The sequence below is a fragment of the Pseudarthrobacter sp. J47 genome (assembly GCF_049810315.1).
In the GTDB taxonomy this organism is placed as follows: domain Bacteria; phylum Actinomycetota; class Actinomycetes; order Actinomycetales; family Micrococcaceae; genus Arthrobacter.
This window is the reverse complement of the sequence record NZ_CP187358.1, coordinates 2,926,570-2,951,243: the sequence shown is the minus strand read 5'-3', so window position 1 is coordinate 2,951,243 and position 24,674 is coordinate 2,926,570. Positions and strand designations below refer to the sequence as shown.

The 24,674-nt window shown below is 65.5% G+C and carries 22 protein-coding genes; 15 read left to right on the top strand and 7 right to left on the bottom strand.

Annotated elements, in window-relative coordinates:
- Positions 1-23 precede the first annotated feature (23 nt).
- Together mgrA and ACPJW8_RS13475 are read left to right on the top strand one after the other, a co-directional pair.
- The gene (gene mgrA / locus ACPJW8_RS13480; RefSeq protein ID WP_330187499.1) at positions 24-1,052 is read left to right on the top strand and encodes an L-glyceraldehyde 3-phosphate reductase; all 1,029 of its coding nucleotides are present in this window, start codon (positions 24-26) and stop codon (positions 1,050-1,052) included.
- 166 nt (positions 1,053-1,218) lie between these two features.
- Positions 1,219-2,304: an inositol-3-phosphate synthase gene (locus ACPJW8_RS13475; protein WP_330187500.1), complete on the top strand. Its 1,086-nt coding sequence runs from the start codon at positions 1,219-1,221 to the stop codon at positions 2,302-2,304.
- A 96-nt stretch (positions 2,305-2,400) separates the two neighbouring features.
- Here the strand turns inward: ACPJW8_RS13475 and ACPJW8_RS13470 are convergent, their stop codons facing one another.
- Together ACPJW8_RS13470 and ACPJW8_RS13465 are read right to left on the bottom strand one after the other, a co-directional pair.
- Positions 2,401-2,898 carry a uracil-DNA glycosylase gene (locus ACPJW8_RS13470; protein ID WP_425256482.1) on the bottom strand — a complete coding sequence of 166 codons (498 nt, stop codon included), beginning with the start codon at positions 2,896-2,898 and terminating at the stop codon, positions 2,401-2,403.
- A gap of 834 nt (positions 2,899-3,732) precedes the next feature.
- A complete protein-coding gene (locus ACPJW8_RS13465) occupies positions 3,733-5,139 on the bottom strand; it encodes a DUF3100 domain-containing protein (RefSeq protein WP_330187502.1) in 1,407 nt (468 codons plus the stop codon).
- A 214-nt stretch (positions 5,140-5,353) separates the two neighbouring features.
- Here ACPJW8_RS13465 and ACPJW8_RS13460 point away from each other — a divergent pair, with 214 nt between their 5' ends.
- Positions 5,354-6,826: a chlorohydrolase family protein gene (locus ACPJW8_RS13460; protein WP_330187503.1), complete on the top strand. Its 1,473-nt coding sequence runs from the start codon at positions 5,354-5,356 to the stop codon at positions 6,824-6,826.
- A 30-nt stretch (positions 6,827-6,856) separates the two neighbouring features.
- Here the strand turns inward: ACPJW8_RS13460 and ACPJW8_RS13455 are convergent, their stop codons facing one another.
- Both ACPJW8_RS13455 and mshA read right to left on the bottom strand, forming a co-directional pair.
- A complete protein-coding gene (locus ACPJW8_RS13455) occupies positions 6,857-8,536 on the bottom strand; it encodes a formate--tetrahydrofolate ligase (RefSeq protein WP_330187504.1) in 1,680 nt (559 codons plus the stop codon).
- A 50-nt stretch (positions 8,537-8,586) separates the two neighbouring features.
- On the bottom strand, positions 8,587-9,804 hold the full coding sequence (gene mshA, locus ACPJW8_RS13450; RefSeq protein WP_425256481.1) for a D-inositol-3-phosphate glycosyltransferase: 1,218 nt from the start codon (positions 9,802-9,804) through the stop codon (positions 8,587-8,589).
- Positions 9,805-10,028: 224 nt separating this feature from the next.
- Between mshA and alr the strand changes: the two genes are divergently transcribed.
- Genes alr through tsaD form a run of 5 tightly spaced genes read left to right on the top strand, consistent with a single transcriptional unit; the run spans position 10,029 to position 14,188 of the window.
- Positions 10,029-11,207: an alanine racemase gene (gene alr / locus ACPJW8_RS13445; protein WP_330187506.1), complete on the top strand. Its 1,179-nt coding sequence runs from the start codon at positions 10,029-10,031 to the stop codon at positions 11,205-11,207.
- On the top strand, positions 11,204-11,863 hold the full coding sequence (tsaE, locus tag ACPJW8_RS13440; RefSeq protein WP_330187507.1) for a tRNA (adenosine(37)-N6)-threonylcarbamoyltransferase complex ATPase subunit type 1 TsaE: 660 nt from the start codon (positions 11,204-11,206) through the stop codon (positions 11,861-11,863). The genes alr and tsaE overlap by 4 nt, the downstream gene beginning before the upstream one ends.
- Positions 11,863-12,570, top strand: a complete 708-nt coding sequence (gene tsaB, locus ACPJW8_RS13435; protein WP_330187508.1) for a tRNA (adenosine(37)-N6)-threonylcarbamoyltransferase complex dimerization subunit type 1 TsaB — start codon at positions 11,863-11,865, stop codon at positions 12,568-12,570. The genes tsaE and tsaB overlap by 1 nt, the downstream gene beginning before the upstream one ends.
- Positions 12,571-12,626: 56 nt before the next feature.
- Positions 12,627-13,103 carry a ribosomal protein S18-alanine N-acetyltransferase gene (rimI, locus tag ACPJW8_RS13430; RefSeq protein ID WP_330187842.1) on the top strand — a complete coding sequence of 159 codons (477 nt, stop codon included), beginning with the start codon at positions 12,627-12,629 and terminating at the stop codon, positions 13,101-13,103.
- Positions 13,100-14,188 (top strand): tRNA (adenosine(37)-N6)-threonylcarbamoyltransferase complex transferase subunit TsaD, encoded by a 1,089-nt coding sequence (gene tsaD, locus ACPJW8_RS13425; protein WP_330187509.1) that lies wholly within the window; start codon positions 13,100-13,102, stop codon positions 14,186-14,188. The genes rimI and tsaD overlap by 4 nt, the downstream gene beginning before the upstream one ends.
- On the opposite strand, the gene ACPJW8_RS13420 is transcribed toward tsaD, so the two are convergent.
- Positions 14,185-15,336 (bottom strand): glutamate--cysteine ligase, encoded by a 1,152-nt coding sequence (locus ACPJW8_RS13420; protein WP_330187510.1) that lies wholly within the window; start codon positions 15,334-15,336, stop codon positions 14,185-14,187. The genes tsaD and ACPJW8_RS13420 overlap by 4 nt on opposite strands.
- Before the next feature lie 229 nt (positions 15,337-15,565).
- Between ACPJW8_RS13420 and ACPJW8_RS13415 the strand changes: the two genes are divergently transcribed.
- The 4 genes from ACPJW8_RS13415 (at position 15,566) to ACPJW8_RS13400 (ending at position 19,260) form a co-directional block, all read left to right on the top strand.
- On the top strand, positions 15,566-17,149 hold the full coding sequence (locus ACPJW8_RS13415) for a glycoside hydrolase family 3 protein (protein ID WP_425256348.1): 1,584 nt from the start codon (positions 15,566-15,568) through the stop codon (positions 17,147-17,149).
- Positions 17,150-17,179: 30 nt separating this feature from the next.
- Positions 17,180-18,274, top strand: coding sequence for a GTP-binding protein (locus tag ACPJW8_RS13410; protein WP_330187512.1), 1,095 nt, complete (start codon positions 17,180-17,182; stop codon positions 18,272-18,274).
- A complete protein-coding gene (ykgO, locus tag ACPJW8_RS13405; RefSeq protein WP_056624948.1) occupies positions 18,271-18,393 on the top strand; it encodes a type B 50S ribosomal protein L36 in 123 nt (40 codons plus the stop codon). The genes ACPJW8_RS13410 and ykgO overlap by 4 nt, the downstream gene beginning before the upstream one ends.
- A gap of 69 nt (positions 18,394-18,462) precedes the next feature.
- Positions 18,463-19,260 (top strand): shikimate 5-dehydrogenase, encoded by a 798-nt coding sequence (locus tag ACPJW8_RS13400; RefSeq protein WP_425256480.1) that lies wholly within the window; start codon positions 18,463-18,465, stop codon positions 19,258-19,260.
- Positions 19,261-19,325: 65 nt separating this feature from the next.
- Here the strand turns inward: ACPJW8_RS13400 and ACPJW8_RS13395 are convergent, their stop codons facing one another.
- On the bottom strand, positions 19,326-20,567 hold the full coding sequence (locus ACPJW8_RS13395; RefSeq protein ID WP_330187514.1) for a class I SAM-dependent methyltransferase: 1,242 nt from the start codon (positions 20,565-20,567) through the stop codon (positions 19,326-19,328).
- Positions 20,568-20,652: 85 nt separating this feature from the next.
- Here ACPJW8_RS13395 and ACPJW8_RS13390 point away from each other — a divergent pair, with 85 nt between their 5' ends.
- A complete protein-coding gene (locus ACPJW8_RS13390) occupies positions 20,653-22,659 on the top strand; it encodes an HNH endonuclease signature motif containing protein (RefSeq protein ID WP_330187515.1) in 2,007 nt (668 codons plus the stop codon).
- Positions 22,660-22,844: 185 nt separating this feature from the next.
- Entirely contained in the window at positions 22,845-23,228 is a 384-nt protein-coding gene (locus tag ACPJW8_RS13385) for a hypothetical protein (RefSeq protein WP_330187516.1), read from the top strand.
- Here the strand turns inward: ACPJW8_RS13385 and ACPJW8_RS13380 are convergent.
- The gene (locus ACPJW8_RS13380) at positions 23,225-24,142 is read right to left on the bottom strand and encodes a DMT family transporter (protein WP_330187517.1); all 918 of its coding nucleotides are present in this window, start codon (positions 24,140-24,142) and stop codon (positions 23,225-23,227) included. The genes ACPJW8_RS13385 and ACPJW8_RS13380 overlap by 4 nt on opposite strands.
- Positions 24,143-24,368: 226 nt before the next feature.
- Between ACPJW8_RS13380 and groES the strand changes: the two genes are divergently transcribed.
- Positions 24,369-24,665, top strand: a complete 297-nt coding sequence (gene groES / locus ACPJW8_RS13375) for a co-chaperone GroES (RefSeq protein WP_307073978.1) — start codon at positions 24,369-24,371, stop codon at positions 24,663-24,665.
- Positions 24,666-24,674 lie beyond the last annotated feature (9 nt).

The window sequence follows — 24,674 nt, the reverse complement described above, 5'->3', positions numbered from 1 at the left end:
CCGCCGCTGGCAGGATAGCCGGTATGACCTATATCGCTGCGGATAACCGCTACGACTCCATGCCTTACCGCCGCGTTGGCCGCAGCGGACTCAAACTACCCGCCATCTCACTGGGCCTTTGGCACAATTTTGGCGACGACAAGAGGTTCGAGGAACAGCGGGCAATCCTGCGCCGGGCTTTCGACCTCGGCGTGAACCACTTCGACCTGGCCAACAACTATGGCCCGCCGGATGGCTCCGCCGAAACAAACTTCGGACGCCACCTCGCTGACGACTTCAAGCCCTACCGCGATGAGCTGGTCATCTCCACCAAGGCCGGCTACTACATGTGGCCCGGGCCGTACGGCGAGTGGGGGTCCAGGAAGTACCTGATCTCCAGCCTTGACCAGTCGCTGCAGCGTATGGGCCTGGATTACGTGGACATCTTCTACAGCCACCGGCCCGATCCGGAAACACCCATGGAGGAAACCATGGGTGCATTGGATTACGCAGTGCGTTCCGGCAAGGCGCTCTACGCAGGTATTTCCTCCTACACTCCGGAACAGACTCTCGAGGCCGCCCGGATCCTGAAGGAACTGGGCACCCCATTGCTGATCCACCAGCCCAGCTACTCCATGCTGAACCGCTGGACGGAGAACGGATCCCCGAACCTCTACGAGGCACTGGAACAGGTTGGTGCCGGGTCCATCGCTTTCTCCCCGCTGTCCCAGGGTGTGCTGACGGACCGTTACCTCAAGGGAATCCCCGAGGACTCCCGGGCGGCAAAAGCCAGGTTCCTTTCCGAGTCCGCCATCACCGAGGACACCCTGGACCGCGTCCGGGGACTGACGGAGATCGCCAGCGACCGTGGCCAGAGCCTGGCGCAGATGGCCATCTCCTGGATCCTGCGTGAACAGCCCAAGGGAACGCCAGTTACCTCGGCGCTGGTGGGAGCATCCAGCGTGCGGCAGCTGGAGGACACCCTGGCCGCGATCAACAACCTGGGCTTCACGGAAGAGGAGCTGGCAGCCATCGATAAGTTTGCTGCCGAATCGGACATCAGCGCCCGCTGACCTGCCCGTGTTTTACGCGCTGCGCCGGAGCGGGAACATTACCCGTTCCGGCGCAGTTGGTAGAATGTAGAGGCGCCGCATGGCGCTTGATTGCCCCCTTCCACGCTGGAGCGGTTCGCCCAGCATCGGGACGGCTGCATTTTTACGTTAGTTCCTAAGGAGTTCCGTGTCTTCGAATCCGATCCGTGTAGCCATTGTTGGCGTAGGAAACTGTGCTGCGTCGCTGGTCCAAGGTGTCCACTACTACCGGGACGCCGATCCCCAGGCAACCATTCCGGGCCTGATGCACGTTGAGTTCGGCAAGTACCACGTGAACGACGTCCAGTTTGTCGCAGCGTTCGACGTGGACGGCAAGAAGGTTGGCGTTGACCTGGCTGACGCCATCCTGGCCAGCGAAAACAACACCATCAAGATCGCGGACGTGGAACCCACCGGGGTCACGGTCCAGCGTGGCCACACCCTGGACGGCCTGGGCAAGTACTACCTCGAAACCATCGAGCAGTCCACGGAGGAGCCGGTCGACGTCGTCCAGGCCCTGAAGGATGCCAAGGTTGACGTGATGGTTTGCTACCTGCCCGTTGGGTCGCAGGAAGCCGCGGAGTTCTACGCACAGTGCGCCATCGATGCCGGCGTGGGCTTCGTCAACGCCCTCCCCGTCTTCATCGCCGGTACGAAGAAGTGGGCTGACAAGTTCACCGCCGCCGGCGTCCCTATTGTGGGCGACGACATCAAGAGCCAGATCGGTGCCACCATCACCCACCGCGTGATGGCCAAGCTCTTCGAAGACCGCGGAGTCACGCTGGACCGCACATACCAGCTGAACGTGGGCGGCAACATGGACTTCAAGAACATGCTGGAGCGCGACCGCCTGGAATCGAAGAAGATCTCCAAGACCCAGGCCGTCACCTCCAACGTCGAAGCCGAACTGGCTGCCAAGGACGTCCACATCGGCCCGTCCGACTACGTGCAGTGGCTCGATGACCGCAAGTGGGCCTTCGTCCGCCTGGAAGGCCGCAACTTCGGCGATGCCCCCGTTTCGCTTGAGTACAAGCTGGAAGTGTGGGATTCGCCCAACTCGGCAGGCGTGATCATCGATGCCATCCGTGCCGCCAAGATCGGCCTGGACCGCGGCATCGGCGGGCCCCTGCTGTCCGCGTCCAGCTACTTTATGAAGTCCCCGCCGGAGCAGTTCAACGATGACCTCGCCCGCGAAAAGGTTGAAGCCTTCATCCGCGGAGACATCGAGCGCTAAACGCTGCTGTTCCAACGCGCCAAACAAAACGCTCCCTCACCTTCCGGTGGGGGAGCGTTTTCGTGTTTGCGCCTGCGGCTCTGTTGGTGCCTGCGGCTAGCGGCGTCCGGCCTGAAGCCCTGCCCGGGCCATGGCGTCCGCGTAGGAACGGCCCATATCGATCAGCAGCTCGGTGTGCCGGTCCTTGGACCCGGCAAAGGTGCGGCCGTGCAGCGGACGGGCCTTGTAGACCTTCAGGCCCCGGCGCCAGATCATCGGGTTGTCCGTCTTGAGGAGCATCTGGGCGAGGCGGTTGGCTTCCGTGCCGTGGGCAACGATTGCCGAGGCCCGCGGAACAAGCCGCAGGAAGGAAATCAGCGGCTTGAGGCCGGCATTAACCTGCTCGGGAGTGAGCTTGCCGTTGGCCTCGCCCGGCGTGAACCAGGGGTAGGTGTTCCACGGCATGATCCACTCGGGGCGCAAGCCAAGCTGGAACTGCAGGCCCAGCAGGCGGGTGGCCGCGGCGTCATCGCCGGCCCACACCACGCCCTGGGGTGAGGCCTCGCCGGTGTTGGAGAACAGGCTGATGATCCGGCATTCCTCGACTGAGTGCATCGGGTCCACGTAAGGCACCTCAAGGCCCGGACGGAGCTTCCGCAGGAACTCCACGTGCTGGTTGACCGGCGCAATGTGCGGGGCGAAGAAGGGGCTGTCCGGGAGGTCCGGAACGGCTTCGGCGGGCGCCTCTGCAACGGCAGGCTCTTCGACGGCGGGAAGCACGGGCGCCACCGGAACAACTGGCGCTTCGGGGGCCGGGGCAGCGGCTTTTGCCGCTGCAGGCTGTTCGACGGCGGGAGCTACGGGAGCCTGGACAGTCGCCATTGCCGGAGCTACCCGGCGGGTGATGACCGGACCTACCTTGGGGGTTCCGGCCGCGGCTTTCTTCGGCGCAGCCGCCTTCGCTGCTGTGGGCGCCTTCTTCACTGCCTTGGCAGCCGGCGCCTTTACGGGTTCGTCAAAATCTTCGTCGTCATCGTCGAACAACCCGTTGAGCAGGCTGTCGAGTTCGTCGAAGGCCGAGCCTTCGTCGTCGTCGTCGAGGTCGGGACCCTGCCCGAAGCCTTCCTCATATCGGGAATCAAGGTTGCTTCGGTAGTCCTCGAAATAGTCTGGTTCGGCCACGGTGGTCATGAGGGCAGGGTCTCCTCGGGTAGGGCAGGTGCCGGCATCCGGGCGCGTGGGAGCACGTCCGTTGAGCTTGCAAAGTGGGGAGGCTCCCCGGGGTGCCGGTGGAGCCTTTAGATCTTAGCAAGTTCCGGGCCGTCCGCTGTTCTCCTTTCGTTCATCTTGACGCAGCAAAGACGCAGCAACCGGCGCGGTTCTGCGGCACCGCGCCGGTTGCTGCGTCGAAGATCACCTTCGGTCAGTGATCACATGTTCGTTCATTGATCAGACGTTGATCACGAACTGCGCCAGTGCCGCGGCGGCAATGAAGCTGGCGGAGAATGTCAGCATCGCGACGATCACGATGCGCCAGTTCAGGGTCTTCAGGGCGTCGACGTCGCGCCCGAGGTTCATGCCCAGCAGCGCGATTGAGCCGAGTCCTACGTAGAGCGCTTCGAGGTTGTGCGTGAATCCGATGATCGTGGAGCTGAAGGGCATAAAGGGTGCGGTGGCCAGGGTTGCCAGGGCGAGTACCCAAACGCTCGAGGGGACACTTGGCACGTATTTGGCCAGCAGGAATGCCAGGGCCGTCAGGCCGCCAAGGATGACGACGCCGGTAACGTCGTTCAGGGTGAATGACTTGGTGCCCAGTGAGTTCAGCAGGATACCCATGGCAATGCTTGCGAGGAAGGCGATGGCCCACGTCGAAGGCTTCATCCGCACCTCGGGGTCCTGGATCACGGCCGTGACGTTGAGGGTGTCGGGTTCCGGGCGGCTTGCCTTCCTGGCGACGATAGGGTTTCCGGCACGGTCAAGCCGCCGGCCCTCATCGTCCCGGCGGAAGAGCCGTGACCAGAACTTGTACAGCCGCTGCCCCAGTGGAAGGGAGAGGAAGACTCCCGCGTAGAAGCCGACGAGGTTGGTGACCAGGTTGGACAGTGCGGCCAGCGCCATGATTTCCGGGGCCTGGTCCGGGTAAATGATGGAAAGGGCTGCCACGCCGCCCAGCATCATGGATCCCGAACCGAGCCCGAGGCCCAGGGCCAGGGCGCGGGGATCGAAGATGTCCATGGCGCCCAGCAGCCCGGCGAGCAGCGAGATGAATACCGCACCGAACACGCTGCCCAGCAGCCAAACAGAGAACACGCCGCGGTAGATCGGCGAGTTCACGCCGAATTTCTGCAGGGCGTAAGCCAGGTACGATTCGCGGTCGATCGCCCAGGTGGCGCCGATCGCTGCACGGCCCATGCCCAGGGCAACGGCAACGGGCAGTGCCAGGATGACGGTGCCGAAGATATGGCCGACTTCCTGGAGCACAATGGCGGGGCCGATTGAGGTGAACTTTGCCAGCGACGGTCCTACGTGGGTACCCAGGGCCGCCAGGAACATCACGATGCTGACGTTGAGCAGGACGGACGATACGGCGCGGCTCTTGCCGGACATGGGGCGGACGCGCTGCACGCCGATGACGGCGCCGATCAGTACTGCCCAGAGCACCGGCATCAGCACGATTGCGGCGTTGCCCAAGGGAATCTTGTGGGTGCCGGCCAGGATGGCTGCGGCGCAGGCCGCTGTGGAGATCAGGATCATGGACCCCCACTGCCGTGCCGTCGGAGTGAAATAGCGGGGCAGTCTTCCGGCGTCTTTGCCTGCTGCCTGATCCAACGGGGTGGCCGTGGACTTGTTGCTCATGGTGGGGAACCCTTCGTGTGCTGGCGGCTGGGGATCGCCGCTCGCGTTTTGGTATACAAAAAATGGTAAGCTCGATCACACTGTGATGCAAGGCACGTCACAATGTTGATAAAAATTCACGCAATGCGCCACAACTCGCTTGCTGGCCCCTTTGCCCTGCGGGTGAGTTAGTCCAGTTGGAATACCAAATAACGGCGCACGTTCAGGAGGACCCATGATTACCCTGCTCTCGGCCCGGCATGTCCTGGCCTTTGACGGCGCCCGCCATGTGCTGCTCACTGACGGCCAGGTGGTGATGCGCGACGACGAAATCATCTACGTGGGTACCGGTTACGACGGCCCGGTGGATGAACGCCGTGACTTCGGGCAAAGCCTGATTGCTCCGGGCCTGATCGACCTGGATGCACTGACGGACATTGACCACGCGATCATTGATTCCTGGCCCACCGAAGAGACTGCCCCGGGCATGCAGTGGTCAGAGGATTACTTCCATAACCGCCGCAGGGATGTGTTCAGTGCCGCCCAGCGCCAGGCGGTACGCAGGTTTGCCCTCGCCCAGCTGGCCCTGCATGGCGTGACCACCTATATGCCCATCGCTTCGGAGATCCACAGTTCCTGGGCCGAGACCTCAGAAGAGCTGGAGGGTATGGCCCGGACCAGCATTGAGCTTGGCCTGAGGGGGTTCCTTGGCCCGGCCTACAGGTCCGGGATCAACGTCACTGACGGCAACGGTGAGCGGGTCATCCTCTTCGACGAGGAAGAGGGCCTGAAGGGTCTGGCCGACGCAGAGCGGTTCCTGGATTATGTGGACTCACTGGACCACCCCCTGCTGACCGGAGTCCTGCTGCCGTGCAGGATCGAGACGCTCTCCGACGATTTGATGCGCAGGACCGCCGCACTTGGCAGGGAGCGGGACGTGCTGGTCCGCCTGCACTGCCTGCAGCAGCCCGCTGAGGACGGATTCGTCTCGGAGCTGACCGGCCGCACCGTCCTGGAGCAGCTCATTGACACCGGGCTGCTGGAGACCCGGCTCCTGATCCCGCACGGGGTTGTCATTGACGGGACGGATCCTGCTGCCCGCGCTGAAGGCGGGCCGCTGGACGTCCTGGCCCGCCACGGCGTCAGCATCATCCATTGCCCGCTGACCTCATTCCATTACGCAGGCATGCTGAAATCCTTTGACGCGTTTGCCGCTGCGGGCATCAACATGTGCCTGGGTACCGATTCGTTCCCGCCGGACCTGATCAAGGGGATCGACGTCGGAACCCACCTGGCGCGGATCGCGGAGGGACGCAAGGACGCCGGGAAGGTCTCCGCGTTCTTCGATGCCGCCACGCTGGGCGGTGCCAAAGCCCTGGGCCGCGAGGATCTGGGACGCCTCTGCGCGGGAGCGCAGGCAGACATCATGGTGGCTTCCCTGGCAGACTTCCGGGACGGCGTAGTGGAAGATCCGCTGCGCACCCTCATCCTGAACGGATCAGCCCGCAACGTGACGGACACCTACGTGGCGGGCCGCCCCGTGGTAGTCGACGGGGCGCTTCCCGGCGTCGACCTTGAGGCGCTGCGCGAGGAGGGCCAGCAGTTGTTCGAACAGATGGTGGCGGCCTATGGGGAACGGGACTACAAGGGGCGCGACTCATCCGAGCTGTTCCCGGCCGTTTACCCGGCGCTGACAACGGGCAGGTGACGCCGGGCAGATGACGCTGGGCCGGTGACCTCAGAACAGCCCTGTGATGTTGCCGGCCCCGTCCACGTCCATCCGCATCGCCGCCGGTTCCCTGGGCAGGCCGGGCATGGTCATGACCGCGCCCGTCAGCGCCACAATAAAGCCGGCGCCGGTGCGGGGCAGCAGGTCCCGCACGTGGATGGTGAACCCCTTGGGTGCGCCAAGGCGTGTGGCGTCGTCACTGAACGAGTATTGCGTCTTTGCCATGCACACGGGCAGTCCCGACCAGCCGTTGCGTTCGATTTCCGCGAGCCGGCGCAGCGCGGGCACGGAAAATTCGACGTCGTCCGCGCCGTAGATGTCCTGCACGATCGTCCTGATCTTTTCCTCCACCGGCAGTTCCGTGCCGTACAGGTGGCGGAAGCTGCTTGGCCCTGCCAGCGCCTGGGCCACCAGTTCCGCCAGTTCATCGCCGCCGTCGCCGCCTCCGCCGCGGGCCCAGACATCCGCTACGGCGGCCGGCACCCCTTCCGCCCGGCACCAGGCGAGCAGCCAATCAAGTTCCTCGTCGCTGTCGGTGGAGAAGCGGTTGATGGCGACAACCGCGGGCACCCCGAAGCGGGCCACATTGGCCAGGTGCCGCTGGAGGTTGCAGACCCCCGAAGCCAGGGCATCGACGTCGGGCTCGTGGAGACTGTCCCTGGGCACCCCGCCGTGCATCTTCAGCGCCCGGACGGTTGCCACCACCACGACGGCGGAGGGGGCCACGTCCGCCACCCTCGCCTTGATGTCCATGAACTTTTCAGCGCCGAGGTCCGCGCCGAAGCCGGCCTCCGTCACCACGACGTCCGCCAGCCGCCGGGCGGTCTGGGTGGCGATCAGGGAATTGCAGCCGTGCGCGATGTTCGCGAACGGGCCGCCGTGGACCAGTGCGGGGGTCCCCGCGATGGTCTGAACCAGGTTGGGCTTGATGGCCTCCTTGAGCAGCATGGTCAAGGCTCCCTGGACGCCCAGGTCCGCCACCGTCACGGGCCGGCGGTCGTAGGTGTAGCCGAAGGTGATCCGCCCCAAGCGCTCGCGGAGGTCGTCCAGGCCGGTGGCCAGGCAGAAGACGGCCATGATTTCGGAGGCGACGGTGATGTCAAAGCCGTCCTGCCGGGGTACGCCCTGCGCCGGACCACCGAGTCCGATCACGACCTCCCGGAGCGAGCGGTCGTTCATGTCCAGGACGCGTTTGAACGTCATCCGGCGGGGATCGATGTTCAGTTCGTTGCCCTGGAAAATGTGGTTGTCCACCAGGGCCATCAGCGCATTGTTGGCGGACGTGATGGCGTGGAAATCGCCGGTGAAGTGCAGGTTGATCTCGTCCATGGGCAGCACCTGGGAATAGCCTCCTCCGGTGGCACCGCCCTTCATGCCCAGTACAGGGCCCAGGGATGGCTCACGCAGCGCCACCATCACCCGGTGGCCGGCGCGGGCCATCGAATCGGCCAGGCCTACGGTCAGGGTGGATTTCCCTTCGCCGGCGGGCGTGGGGGACATAGCCGAAACCAGTACCACTTTGCCGTGCGGGGCCGGAGCATCCAGGTTGCCGACGTTGATTTTGGCTTTGAACTTCCCGTAGCTTTCCAAGGCATCAGCCCCGATGCCCGCAGCGGCAGCCACCTCGGTGATGGGGCGCAAGGTGGCCTGTTGTGCGATGGCCAGATCCGTCAGCATTCCTTCAGACATCGTTGTCCTTCCTGGTCGCCCGGCCGGATCACGACTGGGTGGCTTGATGCCTACAGCAGCGAGGTGGTGGGCACCAGGGTTGTGCCCAGGTAGCTGCCGAGCGCGGCGTGGTAGCTCTCAAGCGTAATGGCCGCCGTGCGGTTCCAGCCGGATTCCTCGGCGCGGATCGACGCGGCGCGCCCCATGTCTTCCCGGGTGGCGGGATCGTCGTAGAGCGCTTCGAGGGCGTCTGCCCAGTCCCCGGGGTGGTGGCCGTCCACCAGCAGGCCGGTCCGCCCGTTGCAGACGGCGCGGGACAGTCCGCCCACGCGGGTGGCCAGGACAGGGGTGCCGCAGGCCTGGGCCTCCAGCGCCACCAGGCCGAACGATTCGCTGTAGGAGGGCATCACCACAACGTCCGCCGCGCGGAACCAGCCCGCCAGCTCCTGGGCGTTGACCGGCGCAAGGTGCGTGACGACGTCGTCCATTCCTGCCTCAGCCACAAGCTTTTTGAGGTCAAAATCCTTGCTGCCGCTCAGGGCGCCGAGGATGGTGATCCGAAGATCGATGTCCGGCCGCCGGGACCGCAGGATGGCTGCGGCGTTTACCAGGACCTGCGGCCCCTTCAGGCGTTGGATCCGGCCGGCGAAGAGCAGGTGGAAGGTGCTGGGGCTGATGTCGCGCTGCTTCCGCGACCGCGAGCGGAACGCCGGGTTGAAAATGTCCAGGTCAACGCCGGGTGGCGCAACGTCGATCACGTCGATGTCGGCACCGTAATGGGACACCAGCTCCCGGGCCTCCGCGCCGGTGTTGGCAATGAGCCGGGACGCGCCGTCGACAATCCGGTGCTCGCCCAGCTCACGGCGCCGCGGCTCCGGGACCTCGCCGGGGCCCAGAAGCAGGTTCTTTACGCGGGCCATGGTGTGCATGGTGTGGACCAGGGGAACGTTCCACAGCCCGGACAACTCCAGCCCGGCCACACCGGACACCCAATAGTGGGAGTGGATGACGTCGTAGCGGCCATGCGGCTGGCGCTGCCTGATCTGCTCGATCTCCGCGACCATGCTGTGCAGCAGTTCGGGGAGGTGCTCTTTGGGCAGCCGCTTGGGCGGACCTGCCATGACGTTGTGCACACAGACACCGGGCATGGGATGTTCGACGGCGGGCTGCCCGGCTGAGGTGGACCGCGTGAAGATCTCCACTTCAACGCCGGCTGCGGCGAGGGCAAAGGCCAGCTCGCGGACGTAGACGTTCATACCGCCGGCGTCACCGGAGCCTGGCTGCTCCATCGGTGAGGTGTGGAGGGACAGCAGCGCTACTCGCCGGATCAACGCTACGGCTCTCCTTTCTGCGGCCGGTTGGAGCTCCGGCCGAACTGCAGATGCATCGGATAAAACTTTACTCCTGCGCATTGGATCAAAGGTCCGCCGCCCATGACGCTCCGGGCCGTTCATGGCCTGCCTCACGGCACCTGAAGCCGTATCCGCCACCTGGCCCCAGTAGAATCGATCAGGTGACTTACCCAGTAACAGACGCCGCCAGGCCAACAGCCGGCTACGAACGATCAGCGGTCATCGACCTCGCAGCCATCAGGCATAACGTGGCCCAACTGGCCGCGGTGGCCTCCCCGGCGAAGGTCATGGCGGTGGTGAAGGCTGACGCCTACGGCCACGGCGCCGTGCAGGTGGCCAGGGCCGCGCTGGAAGCCGGGGCCGCCTGGCTGGGTGTGGCGCATATCTCGGAAGCGCTGACGCTGCGGGCCGCCGGAATCGAAGCACCCCTGCTTGCCTGGCTGCACACCCCGGACAGCAACTTCGGCGCGGCGGTGGCTGCCGGCGTCGACATCGGGTGCTCCGGTTGGGAACTTGACCAGATCGTGGCCGCGGCCCGGGAACAGCAACGCCCCGCACGGGTGCACCTCAAGGTGGATACCGGCCTGGGACGCAACGGCGCCACTGTTGAATCCTGGGACAGGCTGCTGGGTGAAGCGGTGGAGCACCAGGACAGCGGGCTGCTGCGCGTGGTGGGCATCTTTTCCCACCTTGCCGTGGCGGACGAGCCGCACCGCAAGGAAACTGACGAGCAGCTGGCGGCGTTCCGTGAAGTGCTGGCCATTGCCGAGGACGCCGGGGTGGACCTGGAAGTCCGGCACCTCGCCAACACGCCGGCCACACTGTCCCGCCCGGACACGCACTTCGACATGGTCCGCGCCGGGCTGGGAATCTACGGGCTGTCCCCGTTCGACGGGCAGAATTCCGCGGACCTGGGGCTGCGTCCGGCCATGACCCTGCGGACCATGGTCTCGCACTGCAAGGACGTCCCGGACGGCCAGGGCGTCTCCTACGGGCTCAACTACCGCACATCAGGCGCCAGCACCCTGGGCCTGATCCCCATGGGTTACGCAGACGGGGTACCCCGGGTGGCCACCGGAGGTCCCGTCCGCGTGGACGGCGTCACCTACCCCGTGGTGGGAAGGATCGCCATGGACCAGATGGTGATCGACGTCGGGAACCGGCTGGTCAGTGCCGGCGGCCCCACCCTCCGGGGTGCCGAGGCCGAACTTTTCGGCGACGGCAAGGACGGAGGCCCGACGGCGGATGACTGGGCCCGGGCTGCAGGCACCAACAACTACGAAATCGTCACCCGCATCAGCCAGCGGGTCCCGCGCGTCTACGTGAACGAGACAGCATGACCGCGGATGAAACAGCCGGGGAAACCCCTTTGTGGGAGCAGCGGGTCACCGTCTCCTCAGCGGAGGAGACGCAGGAAATCGCTGCCGCCTTGGGCCGCCAGCTCGAAGCCGGGGACCTGCTGGTCCTCACCGGCGAGCTCGGTGCCGGGAAAACCACTTTCACCCAGGGCCTGGGCCAGGGCCTGGGCGTGCGGCCCGGCATCATCTCACCCACGTTTGTGCTGGTGCGGATCCATCCCAACCTCCCGGACGGACCCCGTCCCGGGGGACCGGACCTGGTCCACGTTGACGCCTACAGGCTGGAATCGGCGTCGGAAATTGACGGCATTGACCTGGAAAACACCCTGGACACGGCCGTCACGGTAGTGGAATGGGGCCGCGGCCGCGTGGAGCACCTAAGTGCCAGCCGGCTGGACATCGAACTGGTGCGCGCCACCGGACTGGCCGGACCGCCGGCCGTCCCCCAGTCCCTGGACAGCAATGGGGCCACGGACGGCAGTGATCCGGCGGGTGGCCCGCTTGAGTTCGGGGAACTCGATTTCAGTGATGAGGACGACGACGAGCCCCGCACCCTGGTGCTCCGCGGCTACGGTCCGCGATGGGCCGGCCAGCCATCCCTGCGCGGTTCCGGGTTTCCTGCGGAAGGAGGCAAGTGATGCTGATCCTTGCGATCGACACCTCGGCCACGGCAAGTGCTGCCCTGGTGTCAGGAGATGGCCTGTCAGGAGACAGCCTGTCCGGAGATGGCGCTGCAGGCAGCAAGGTAGTGGGCAGTTTCGCTACCGAGGACACCCGAAGCCACGCCGAAGTGCTGGCGCCGGGCATCCAGGAACTGCTCGCATCCACGGGCACCCGGGCTGCGGACATTGACGCGGTGGTGACAGGCGTTGGGCCTGGTCCGTTTACGGGGCTGCGTTCCGGAATCGCCACCGCCCGGACACTCGCGTTTGTGTGGAACAAGCCCTTGTACGGCGTGGTGAGCCTCGATGCCATTGCCCTGGACGTCGCGGAGTCAGCGCACAAGGTTCCGGAGTTCCTGGTGGTCACCGATGCACGCCGCAAAGAGGTGTACTGGGCCCGCTATTCCATGGACGACGGCGGCGTTCCCCGCCTTGCGGACGGACCGCACGTGGGTGCCGCCGAAAGCCTGCCCGCGCTGCCGGCCTTTGGTGCAGGCGCCGGCCTGTACAGCGACGCGCTGGCCGCCCACCCTGCGTTCCGCGACCGCCAGCCGGATGCGGCTTCGCTGGGCCGGAGGGCCGTGGCCGCATTGGCCGCGGGGCTGCCGCTGCCCGATTCCACTCCGTTGTACCTGAGGGAATCCGATGCCCAGGTTCCGGGCCCCAGGAAGCGTGCGCTGTGAGCGGGATTGCGGAAGGGCCCGGAGGGAACATTGCCGGCGGCGTCCAGCTCCGGACGATGGGTGTGGAGGACATTCCCGCAGTCCACGCCATGGAACTGCGGCTGTTCCCCGTGGACGCCTGGCCGGTGTCCATGTTCCACGACGAGCTGGGCCAGGCCTCCACGCGGCACTATGTGGTGGCTGAATCCGAAGGCAGGATCCTGGGCTACGCGGGCCTGATGTGTATCCAGCCGATTGCGGACATCCAGACGATCGCAGTGGAGCCCGAGGCCGAGGGCCGCGGCATTGGTTCGGCCATGCTGACCAGCCTGATCGGCGAAGCCCGGCGCCGTGGAGCCGAGGACGTCCTGCTGGAAGTCCGGGCAGACAACCCCCGGGCCCAGCAGCTGTACCTCAGGTTCGGGTTTGAGCAGATCCACGTCCGCCCCCGCTACTACCGGGACGGCACGGACGCCCTGATCATGCGCCTGCAGTTGGGCATTCTTTGGCACGACAGCAGCAACGAGCCCAGCAAGGAAACCAGGCAGCCATGAACACCGAAGAACCGCTGGTACTGGGGATCGAATCCTCCTGCGATGAGACAGGCGTGGGAATTGTCCGGGGGACCACCCTGCTGACCAACACTGTGTCCTCCTCCATGGATGAGCATGTCAGGTTTGGCGGCGTGATTCCGGAGATCGCTTCACGTGCCCACCTCGACGCCTTCGTGCCCACCCTCCGCGCAGCGCTCGCAGACGCCGGCGTGGAGCTGGAGGACCTGGATGCCATTGCCGTGACGTCAGGCCCGGGCCTGGCCGGTGCGCTGATGGTGGGCGTGTGTGCCGCGAAGGCGCTGGCCCTTGCCACAGGCAAGCCGCTGTACGCCATCAACCACCTGGTGGCGCATGTGGGCGTTGGCGTGCTGGACGCAAAAACGTACGACGGCGGCCGGTTGCCGGACAACCTTGGCGCACTTCTGGTCTCCGGTGGCCATACCGAAATCCTGAAGGTCAACAGCATCACGGACGACGTGGAACTCCTGGGCTCCACCATCGATGACGCTGCCGGTGAAGCCTACGACAAGGTGGCCCGCATCCTGGGCCTCGGCTATCCGGGCGGCCCGGCCATCGACAGGCTTGCCCGTCAGGGCAATGCCAAGGCCATCCGGTTCCCGCGCGGCCTCAGCCAGCCAAAATACATGGGGACGGCGGAACAGCCAGGACCACACCGGTACGACTGGTCCTTCAGCGGCCTCAAAACCGCCGTCGCGCGTTGTGTTGAGCAGTTCGAGGCGGCCGGACAGGAAGTACCGGTGGCGGACGTGGCCGCGGCTTTCCAGGAGGCGGTGGTGGACATCATTACGTCAAAGGCTGTGCTGGCGTGCCGTGAGCGTGGCATCACCAGTGTGCTGCTGGGCGGAGGTGTGGCCGCGAACTCCCGCCTGCGTGAACTCACGGCCCAACGGTGCGCTTCCGCCGGCATCACCCTGACGGTTCCGCCGCTGGACCTCTGCACGGACAACGGTGCCATGGTGGCTGCGTTGGGCGCCCAGCTGGTGATGTCCGGAGCCAAGCCCAGCGGCATCGACTTCACACCGGACCCATCCATGCCGGTGACCACGGTGTCAGTGACGGCCTAAGCTGCCGGGCCGTTCCGCATCTGCTGCACCAGGTCCAGGACCACTGCCTGGAGGTTGCCGCCGTTTTCAGCGGCAACCCGCCGCTGGCGCTGGTAGCCGGCGCCGCGGCGGATGATGCTTTCGACGTCTGCAAGTTCATCGCTGCAGCCCAGCCGCTTGGCCACGGGTTCCAGGCGGTTGAGCGTCTCCATAACGTGGTCCGTGACCAGCTGTTCGTTGCCCTTGGCATCCAGGATGATGATGGCATCCAACCCGTAACGGGCAGCACGCCACTTGTTTTCCTGGATGTGCCACGGCGGCATCGTGGGGATGGTGCCGCCGTCGTCCAGGGTGTTGGAAAAGTCTTCCACGAGGCACTGGGTCAGCGCCGCAATGGCTCCCACTTCCTCAAGGGTTGCCAGGCCATCGCAGATCCGCATCTCCACGGTGCCCAGGTTGGGAACGGGGCGGATGTCCCAGCGGATCTCGGACAGGGTGTCGATCACGCCGGTGGTGAACATGTCCTGGACGTAGTCTTCGTACTGCTCCCACGTGGGGAACTGGAACGGCAGGCCAGCCGTGGGCAGCTGCTGGAACATCAGGGCCCGGTGGGAGGCGTAACCGGTGTCCTCGCCGCCCCAGAACGGGCTGGAAGCGGACAGTGCCTGGAAATGCGGGAAGTAATTGACCAGCCCGTCCACAACCGGCAGCGCCTTGTTCTTGTTGTCCAGGCCGACGTGGACATGCACGCCATAGATCACCATCTGCCGGCCCCACCACTGGGTGCGGTCGATCAGCTTGGCGTAGCGCTCCTTGTCCGTCACGGGCTGCAGCTGCGGGGGACTGAACGGATGGCTGCCGGCGGAGAAAACGTCAACGCCCATGGGATCGGTGATTTCGCGGACAGCGGCGAGTGAACGGCTGAGGTCTTCCTTGGCTTCGGCGGGCGTGTTGCAGATCCCGGTCACCAGTTCAACGGTATTAAGCAGCAGTTCCTGCTTGATGTGCGGGTGCTCGTCGTCTTCAGTCAGGCCCGGGTGCCTGGCGGCTACTCCGCGGAGCACTTCATTGGCAACCGAGGCCAGTTCGCCGCTCTGGCTGTTGACCAGCGCAAGTTCCCATTCCACACCAAGAGTTGATTGCCTGGATGAAGCGAAATCAATCTTCATGCGTACACCTAACTGTTCTGTTGTTCCGCCCCAGTCCATGACTGTCGAGGCGGTTCAAGTCTAGTGCAGGCGTAGCATCGTATTGATGACATGGTTTGGGCAGTCAGGGAACATTACGCAACGATTCGGGTGGCAGGGGCTTGCGGTCAGTGCCGCGGCAGCGCTGACGGCACTGACGGCCTGCACAGCTACGCCGGCCTCGCCGCCGTCCTCTGAGGGGAGCCCTTCCGTGACGTCCAGTCCGGCCGCCAGCCCGCGCACGGCGCCTGCCAGCCCTGATCCGACGGCGGCGGACACTGCTCCCGTTCCGCTGGGCTGGGGCCCGGAACAGCGGGACGCCGACGCCGCCACTGCGGCTCTCGCGGGAATGACCGTTGAGCAAAAGGCCGGCCAGGTCCTGGTTCCCTTTTATTCCGGCGCGGATCCTGCTGCCCAGGCGGACACCATCAGGCGCCTCCACCTCGCGGGCAGCATTGTCATGGGCGACAACGTCCCGCAGGCTGCGGACGGCTCCGCCGATCCTGCGGCCATGGCCAGGTCTACGGCGGTCCTGCGGGAGGCCGTTGGCGCGGATGGACGTACGTGGCCGGGCATTGTTGCCGTTGACCAGGAGGGCGGGCCGGTGGCGCGCCTGCGTGCGCCACTGACGGAGTGGCCTGCGGCGATGGCCTATGGTGCGGCGGGGGATCCTGCGCTGGCCCGGGACGCCGGCCGGGCCATGGGTGCCGAGCTTGCGGGCCTGGGGTTCACCATGAATTTTGCCCCTGATGCGGACGTCACGATTGGGCCCCAGGACCCCGTGATCCGGTCCCGCTCCTTCTCCGACGATCCGGACGCCGTGTCAGCCCATGCCGTGGCCATGTCCGCCGGGCTCCTGGATGCCGGGGTTCTCCCGGCGGTAAAACACTTCCCGGGCCACGGATCGGTCACTGTCGATTCCCACGTGGGGCTCCCCGTCCAGGGTGCCGGACTGGCGGAACTGGAGGCGCGGGACTGGAAACCGTTCCGCGCGGCGGTGGCAGCCGGATTGCCCATGGTGATGACCGGGCACATCGACGTACCGGCCCTGGAAGCCGGCATCCCGGCGTCGTTGTCCAAGGCCACGTACGGGCACCTTCGCAGCCTTGGCTTCAAGGGCGTCGCGGTGACTGACGCCTTGAACATGGGGGCCATCGGTCAGAACTATGCGGTGGGGGAGGAGTCCGTCAAGGCGCTCGCCGCGGGCGCGGACCTGCTTCTGATGCCGCCCGACGTCGAAGCTGCCCACAGTGCGATCGTCACCGCGGTCGGGAACGGCTCACTGCCCGAAGATCGGCTGAATGAAGCCGCGGCGCGGGTTATTACTTTGATGGCCTGGCAGGGCCGCAAAGGTGCGGGCACTCCGCCGGCACCGCCCGGGGCGGGAGCGGCGGTGTCCTCTGCTGTGTCCGCCAAGGCCGTGACAGTGGTGGCCGGTCCGTGCAGCGGACGGCTGGTGGGTGACGCTGTGCAGGTCGCCGGCGGATCGGAGCTTGACCGGGCACGCTTTACCGAAGCGGCCAGGGCGGCCGGACTCGCCGTGGGCAGCGGACCCGTGGTTCGGCTGGTGGGCCCTGGCGCCCCGCAGGGAGCCGCCGGGAACATAGACGTTTCCCTCGATGACCCGTGGCCTTTGGCAGGCTCGGCCGCAGGCTCCGTGATTGCCGTTTATGGGCGTTCCCCGGGTTCCTTCGAAGCCCTGGTGGGTGTCCTGACAGGTTCGGTGCCGGCTACGGGGAAGCTGCCCGTTGCCGTTGGTTCCTGGCCGCGTGGAGCTGGCTGCGCTAATTACTAATGAGAATCATTTTCATATAAGCTTGCGGGCATGCATCTTTCGCTCGTCAGCTCGCTCGACTCACAATGCCGGCAGGAGGCCACCGCACGGCTCGCCGGCAGCCACCCTGATTCCGTGGTGGTCCACCATGACCTCCTTGAAGGCTCCGTTGTGCTGCGCCGCATCTTCCGCGACGGCCAGCTGGTGGAGCGTGCCGAGAACACCCTGGAACACGGTTGCCTGAGCTGCACGGTACGGCTTGACGTCATCCCCACGGTGCAGCGCCTCCTGGACTCGGGCTCCAGCAATGTGGTCCTGGGATTGCCGCCCGGCGTCCCTACCGGCCAGGTAGCCGCCGGAATCGCAGCAGGACTGGGCCGCCAGGTAAAGGTGGAAAACGCCGTGCTGGCACTGGACCCCGTGGAACTGGAAGACCAGATCTGGGACCGGCACAGCCTCTTCGAATCCGGCTTCACCTCCACCCCTGAGGACGGCAGGACCAGCGGCGAATTCCTGGTGGGGGAGTTCGCCCACGTGGACACGGTCCTGACGCACCACGGATTAGGGGCTTCGCTGGCCGGGCTGCTCCGCGGAGACGGTGCGGACACCACCGGCTGGAGTGCCGGCGTCGACCTTTTGTCCCAACTGGCACCGCACGCCGCCGTTGTTGGCGGGGAGGACGAGTTCCGGCCCAACTGCTACGACCCCCGGGAAGCGGCGGCACGCAGCCGCCCCGGCGACGTCCGCGTGCCGCTGCGCACCCAGGCCGGCGATTTCCGGACGGTGACACACGCCGTCGGACGTCCCCTGCACCCCAAGCGGTTCCAGGAAGCGTTGCCCCAGCTCGCGGCCGGATCGCACTGGCTCCGCGGCCGCCTCTGGATGGCGTCCGCCCCCACAGAACGCATCGGCCTGACCGGCGTGGGGCCTTTGATATGGCTGGAGAACACAGGCCATTGGTCCGCTGGTGATGCCTCCGACGCCGATGCGCTGCAGGGCTGGCGGCCGGACTTCGGGCACCGCTCGACGGTGGTTGCCGTCACCGGCCGCAAAGAGGATGTCCAGGCGCGCGAGGTGCGTGACCTCCTGGACGGCTGCCAACTGACTCCCAAGGAAATGAAACGCAAGATGGAAGGACAGCGATGAAAGTCAGGAACTCACTCAGGGCACTCAAGAAGATGCCGGGAGCGCAGGTGGTCCGGAGGCGGGGCCGGACGTTTGTGATCAACAAGAAGAACCCCCGGATGAAGGCCCGGCAGGGCTGATTCCGCTTAGCCGGCAGGGAGGTCCAGGCGACGATGTTTAATGGGGAGGTGCCTATCCTCAACAAAGACATGACGCTCTGCATTTCCCTGTCGGCCCGGCCCAGCAACAACGGGACGCGCTTCCACAACCACCTCTATGAGCAGCTGGGCCTGAACTGGATCTACAAGGCCTTTGCGCCCACGGACCTCGGACAGGCGATTGCGGGAGTCCGCGGGCTGGGCATTCGTGGATGTGCGGTGTCGATGCCCTACAAAGAGGACGTCATCGCCCTGGTGGACCAGATGGACGCCTCAGCTACGGCCATCGAATCGGTCAACACCATCGTCAACACGGACGGCACCCTCCGCGCCTACAACACCGACTACACGGCCATCGAGCAGCTCCTGATCCGCAACGCGGTCCCCACTGACTACTCCGTGACCGTCCAGGGCGCCGGTGGAATGGCCAAGGCCACCGTGGCAGCCCTGCGCGACGCCGGTTTCACACGCGTTACCGTCGTTGCCCGCAACGAGGCTTCCGGGCGGGCCTTGGCGGAGCAGTACGGATTCGGCTGGAAACCGGAATTCGACGGCGGTCCGGCTGACATGATCATCAACGTCACCCCGGTGGGCATGGCCGGAGGACCCGACGCCGGCACACTGTCCTTCCCGCAAAGCGCCATTGACGACGCGAAGGTGGTGTTCGACGTCGTGGCCCTGCCCGCCGAAACGCCATTGATTGCCGCCGGCAGGGCAGCCGGGAAAACCGTCTTCACCGGCGCCGAGGTGGCCACCATCCAGGCGCTGGAACAGTTCGTGCTCTATACGGGCATCCGGCCCACTGACGAGCAGGTCAAGGCTGCCGAGGAATTCACCCGCGCACAGTAGGGCCTGTTGCCGGGTCCTGCCGGCCGTGCTGTCGGGAAGTGCTGCCGGTTCAGACCTTTACTGGCTCAGACCTTCACCGGCTCAACAGCGATTGCCACCCTGGTTTCACCGATCCGCGTGAGCACCAGGGTGGCGGAGCGTGGCTTCCCGGCTTTTGCTGCTTTCTTGGACGTGCTGCCCTGGAACAGCTGCTTGCGCAATTCCTCCGGAGTGGTTGAAATCCCGCGCTTCTTGATATCCAGCACGCCGATGTTGTTCGCCTTGACCCACTGCTTCAGCGCCCTGACGTTGAAGGGCATCACGTCCAGGACACGGTACGCACGGGCAAAAGGCGTATCCCTGAGCTCCGGCGCGCAGATGTAGGCGATGTGTTCATCAAGCAGGTGCCCGTCCAGTTCAAGTGCGACGTCGGCCACCAGCCCTGCGCGGATTACGGCGCCATCAGGTTCGTACAGGTATCCGGACGCCGGACCGATTTCCGGTTCCGGGCCTTCAGCGAAGTCCTTCCCGCTGCTCATCTCAGCTGCACCGTGCGGGCCAATCACCAGCGCTGAACGCCGGACGCCGGGACGCTGCAGGGCGTTGAACCAGAGAGCCACCTCGGTGACATCGCCGTTGACTGAAACCCATTGGGCCTCGCAGCCGGCCGGGATGGATTCGTGAGGCATGCCAGGGCCGAACTTCACGCCCACAGCCTTGCCTGATGCGGCGATGGATTCCACGAACGACAGCGGCGGGGAAAACGCCTCCGGATCCCAGATCCTGGTTGTACCGGAGGTGGAGGTGCTGCGCCGCGCCGGATCCAGCCAGACGCCGTCCACCCCCTCCAGCGGTAGCGACTCCGCATCCCCATGCACCACCGTGGCATGCGGGAACGGGAGGAGGTTGACCGTGGCGCACGCGGCAGTCACCTCGTCGCGTTCGACGGCGGTCACGGCAAGGTCCAGGGATGCCAGAGCCAGGGAATCAGCTCCCAAGCCGCAGCCCAGGTCCGCAACGTGCTTGACGCCGGCGCGGGCAAAACGTTCTGCGTGGCGGGCCGCTACGTTCAAGCGGGTTGCCTGTTCCAGGCCCGCCTGCGTGAACAGCATCTCCCGGGCAAACTCGCCGAACTTGGCCTCGGCCTTGGTCCGGAGGCGCGACTGGGTGAGCACTGCCGAGACCAGTTCAGGGGAGTGGCCGGCCTTGCGGAGGCGCTGGTTCAGCTCGAAGGCTTCGTCCTCCCTGTACGGCCCCAGGGATGCCAGCAGCTCCCAGCCTTCGCTGTTGAGGAGCGGTTCGATCTGTTCGCGGGGGTCGGCAGCCATGCGCTCCACCCTATATCGGCGGGTCGGAACGTTGATTCGCGGGGCTTGGTCCTGGAATGTCAGACCCCCTTGGCATGATGAATTTATGGATGCCAGGGCGGTTGCTGAAGCGGTGGAAGCCGTTGCCGCGTCCGTTGCTGCGCTGCGGGATTTGGCGGGTTCTCCGACTTCCGGCTCGTGCTCTGCTCTCGCCGGCGGTGCCCCAAGCGATCCTCTGCGGGATGAGTTTGATGCCTGCCTGAACGGGTTGGCGGAAGTTGCCCGGCTGGAGGCACGAGTCGCGGCGCTGAAGGTCCGCCTCACGGCCGCGTGCGTGGCCGCGCAAATGGCACGGCTTGCCCCCGACGCGTCGGAGAAGGACCAGGCCGTGGCGCAGATGTCCACGGTCGCTGAGATCGCCTGCGCGTTGACGGTCAGTGAAGGAGCTGCCGGCGGGCTCGTGGAAATCAGCCAGCGGATCACGGCCGCGTTGCCGTTGACCCTTCAAGCCCTCGGCGAGGGATCCTTGTCGTGGCAGCACGCCCGGATCCTCGCCGACGAAACCAACACCATGACCCCCGCCACCGCCACCGCGTTCGAAGCCAGGTTCCTGGACCCGGCCCACCCGGACGCAGGCCGCGGATGCCCGCCCGGGGAGATGACACCGTCCCGGTTCCGGGCCCGGGCCAGGTACTGGCGCGAACACCACTACCTCGACACCATCGAAGAACGCCACACCAAATGCCATCGCGACAGGCGGCTGGAGTACCGGCCCGACAAGGACGGCATGGCGTGGCTGAACGCCTACCTCCCCGCCCACGACGCAGCAGCCATTTGGAACCGCGCCACCGCAACCGCCCGCGGGCTGCAACATCCGGATGAACCCCGCACCCTCACCCAGCTACGCGCCGACATCGCAGCGACCTGGCTCCTCACCACAGGGCTCACGGAAGAAGGCAGCAACGGAGAAAGCGGCGACGACGACGGTAGGAGCGGCGGCGATTCAACCGGTGACGTCAGTGACGTCAGCGAAACCGGCGGAACGAATGGTATTCCCGGTGGCAGCGCTGCCGCCGGCGATCCGACCAGTAATCCCGGTGGCAGCGCTGCGGGCGGGCGTGGGTATGGCCGGGTCCCGTCGCCGAGGGCCCAGGTCCTGGTGACCGTCCCGGTCTTCACCCTCATGGGCCTGGGCGATGAACCCGCGGTCCTTGACGGGTACGGGCCCATCCCGCCATCTATGGCACGCCGGCTCGTCGCCAAGGGCGCCGACTCCTTCCACCGCGTCCTCACCGACCCGCGCGACGGCACCCCACTGGAGATCGGCAGGACTAGCTACCGGATCCCCAAGAGCATGCGACGGTTCCTCGCACTCCGCGACGCACACTGCCAGTTCCCCGGCTGCACCAACCACTCCCTCGACAACGAAGCAGACCACCTCACCGCCTGGGAACACGGCGGACCCACCGCCATCACCAACCTCACCCAACTCTGCCGCAAACACCACCACCTCAAACACAACACCACCTGGACCCCCACCCAAGCCACCACCACCCAACCACCCGGATGGACATCACCCACCGGCCGAACCTACCCACCCCAACCACACCACCAACAACCCACCACCTGGCCACCAGGAACCCTCCCACCAGCCGCATCCGCCGCATTCGCCGTTGCCCGAGACGACCACCCCACTCCAACGGCGGAGCCTGCCCACAACCCGGAATCTCCAACATCACCGGAGCCAAAGTCAGAGTCGCGCCCGGCCTCAAGGCCGGACCCTGCCCACAACCCGGCACCGGCTCCAGACCTCGACCCTGACCTGACTACAAGGGCGGAGCCTGCCCACAACACGTCCACCACGCCACCGGTTCAGCTCTCGAAACCAGCCCAGGACCTCCTCAAAGACCTCTGGCACGGACCCTACCCGGCACCACCAGCGTGGCTGCTCGAAGCCTGGGCCGAACAAGAACAACACGAACCACCAGAACCCGACGAAACACTCCTGAACTGGCTCGACGAAATCGACGCCAACGACGCACTCCTCAACACCCTGAGTGATCCCTTCCCCGAAGACCCCAACCCGGACTGGTACCTCCACCACGTCGTCTGAGGGCTCCGCGGTGTTGGTTGGTGAGGCACAGGCCGCGAGCACCGGTTGGTACCCTCTGGCTACTCCGTGCGCGTAGTCGGGACGGGCGCTTCCGTGACCGTCACGCGGCCGGATGTGACGCCGTCGGACGTTCCTGCAGAGCCTCGCGCAGGCGGATGCGGGAGCGTCCGGATAGGGTTGACGGTATGGAAGAGCGAACACCCCAACTGCCCGCTGACCATCCCCAATCCCTGGCTCAGCGTCTGGCTAAGTTCGCAAAGCCGGCGTTGATCGCCGGTGTTGTGATCGCCGTCGTGTGTGGAGTGCTGCTGATGATCATCGGCGCGCTGGATGCCTTTAACTCCACGGTTTATTCAGTGGACGGCAAGAGCATCCGGGATGAAACAGAGGAAGCCAGGCAGATCCGGGACCTCTATGTGGGAGCGCGTACGGGCGGCATTGTGGTGCTCGTCCTGGCCCTTGTTTCGGCAGTTGCCGGAGGTGTCCTGCTCTACCTCAACAGGAATGAGCCCGAAGCGGGCGACATCAACGGAGACGAAGACGTGGACTTCGAGGATCTGGGCCGCTAGTTCCCGGGACTGACGTGTTCCGGGCTGGTAGATGAAGGATGTTCTGCAGCAGCAGTGTCCTTCTTCTTCAAGCTCGTCAGCAGAACGCCCGAAATCACCAGGAGCCCACCCAGAACCTGGGCAGGGGTGATCGGCTGGCCCATGAGGAGGGTAATCACGGCCGTGAACACGGCGATGAGGTTCAGGTAGTTGCCTGCGTTGGACGCCGTGGTGGTCTTCAGGGCCATGTTCCATAGCAGGTAGGAGCCCAGCGAGGGGAACAACGCCACAAACGCCAGGGACCAGAGTTCAGCCTGCGTGGCAGGAAACCCGGTGCCAGTGAGTACGGCCATCGGACTGAGCATCACGGCCGCCATGATCACCTGGATCGCGGTTGATGTGATCGCCGGAACAGCCAGCCGCCGGGCAATGATGGTGTAAACGCCCCAGGCCGTGATCGCACCCAGCATCAGCACCTCGCCCACGCTGATGGAAAACGTCAGCAGACGGCCCAGCTCGCCACCCGTCAGAACCAGCAGCACGCCAAGCAGGCCCAGACCGATGCCCACCCAGCTTAGGGGGCGCGGCCGGTCGCGGAGCAGCAGTACGGCCAGCACCACAATGAGCGCCGGATTGGCAGCGGTAATCAGTGAGGCGTTCAAAGCCGATGTGTGCTGCAAGGCGCTGTAGAGCAGCAAGGTGTAGCCGCTCATGCCCAGGACGCTGAGCAGCAGCAACGTTGGCCACTGCCGCAGCGCTGCCCGCCAATCAGGCCGTTCAACGGCCTGGGCCAGGAGCAGTAACGGTACGGCGGCCAGGGCCCAGCGCCAGAAGGTCAGCTCGATCGGCGTCATTGTTTTGAGTACCGCTTCGCCAACAACGAAGTTTCCAGCCCAGAACAGGGCGGCAAGGGTCAGGTACAGGGCAGCGCGCACTGCTCAAATCTACAGCCAAGGTTTCCGCCAAAGACGAAAATCTGGCACTCGCCTTGACCGAGTGCTAACCACTACATAGAGTCTTCATTAGCACTCTCCCATGGAGGGTGCTAATACATGAGAACTGCCAGCCAGGCTGCTGCCGGCACCGCGACGACGGTTTGCCAGCCACGTGCCGGTGGTTTCTTTAAGTCCATGAATTTGCTGACGAAAAGGAGAGGTCCGAGTGTCGGTCTCTATTAAGCCTCTTGAGGATCGTATTGTTGTCCGCCCGCTCGAAGCCGAGCAGACCACGGCTTCCGGCCTGGTCATCCCGGACTCCGCGCAGGAGAAGCCCCAGGAAGGCGAAGTTGTTGCAGTAGGCCCCGGCCGCTTTGACGACAACGGCAACCGCGTTCCCCTCGACGTTGCCGAAGGCGACGTCGTTATCTACTCCAAGTACGGTGGAACCGAAGTCAAGCACAGCGGCGCCGAGTACCTCGTGCTGTCCGCCCGCGACGTCCTGGCGATCGTCGTTAAGTAACACTCCAAG

Bases quoted from the DNA above. Each gene is read 5' to 3' on its own strand.
- mgrA (WP_330187499.1), top strand. From the start codon at position 24: ATGACCTATATCGCTGCGGATAACCGCTACGACTCCATGCCTTACCGC.
- ACPJW8_RS13470 (WP_425256482.1), bottom strand. From the start codon at position 2,898: ATGCACTCAGTCGAGGAATGCCGGATCATCAGCCTGTTCTCCAACACC.
- ACPJW8_RS13465 (WP_330187502.1), bottom strand. From the start codon at position 5,139: ATGAGCAACAAGTCCACGGCCACCCCGTTGGATCAGGCAGCAGGCAAA.
- ACPJW8_RS13460 (WP_330187503.1), top strand. From the start codon at position 5,354: ATGATTACCCTGCTCTCGGCCCGGCATGTCCTGGCCTTTGACGGCGCC.
- ACPJW8_RS13455 (WP_330187504.1), bottom strand. From the start codon at position 8,536: ATGTCTGAAGGAATGCTGACGGATCTGGCCATCGCACAACAGGCCACC.
- mshA (WP_425256481.1), bottom strand. From the start codon at position 9,804: ATGGAGCAGCCAGGCTCCGGTGACGCCGGCGGTATGAACGTCTACGTC.
- tsaE (WP_330187507.1), top strand. From the start codon at position 11,204: ATGACCGCGGATGAAACAGCCGGGGAAACCCCTTTGTGGGAGCAGCGG.
- tsaB (WP_330187508.1), top strand. From the start codon at position 11,863: ATGCTGATCCTTGCGATCGACACCTCGGCCACGGCAAGTGCTGCCCTG.
- rimI (WP_330187842.1), top strand. From the start codon at position 12,627: ATGGGTGTGGAGGACATTCCCGCAGTCCACGCCATGGAACTGCGGCTG.
- tsaD (WP_330187509.1), top strand. From the start codon at position 13,100: ATGAACACCGAAGAACCGCTGGTACTGGGGATCGAATCCTCCTGCGAT.
- ACPJW8_RS13420 (WP_330187510.1), bottom strand. From the start codon at position 15,336: ATGAAGATTGATTTCGCTTCATCCAGGCAATCAACTCTTGGTGTGGAA.
- ACPJW8_RS13410 (WP_330187512.1), top strand. From the start codon at position 17,180: ATGCATCTTTCGCTCGTCAGCTCGCTCGACTCACAATGCCGGCAGGAG.
- ykgO (WP_056624948.1), top strand. From the start codon at position 18,271: ATGAAAGTCAGGAACTCACTCAGGGCACTCAAGAAGATGCCGGGAGCG.
- ACPJW8_RS13400 (WP_425256480.1), top strand. From the start codon at position 18,463: ATGACGCTCTGCATTTCCCTGTCGGCCCGGCCCAGCAACAACGGGACG.
- ACPJW8_RS13395 (WP_330187514.1), bottom strand. From the start codon at position 20,567: ATGGCTGCCGACCCCCGCGAACAGATCGAACCGCTCCTCAACAGCGAA.
- ACPJW8_RS13390 (WP_330187515.1), top strand. From the start codon at position 20,653: ATGGATGCCAGGGCGGTTGCTGAAGCGGTGGAAGCCGTTGCCGCGTCC.
- ACPJW8_RS13385 (WP_330187516.1), top strand. From the start codon at position 22,845: ATGGAAGAGCGAACACCCCAACTGCCCGCTGACCATCCCCAATCCCTG.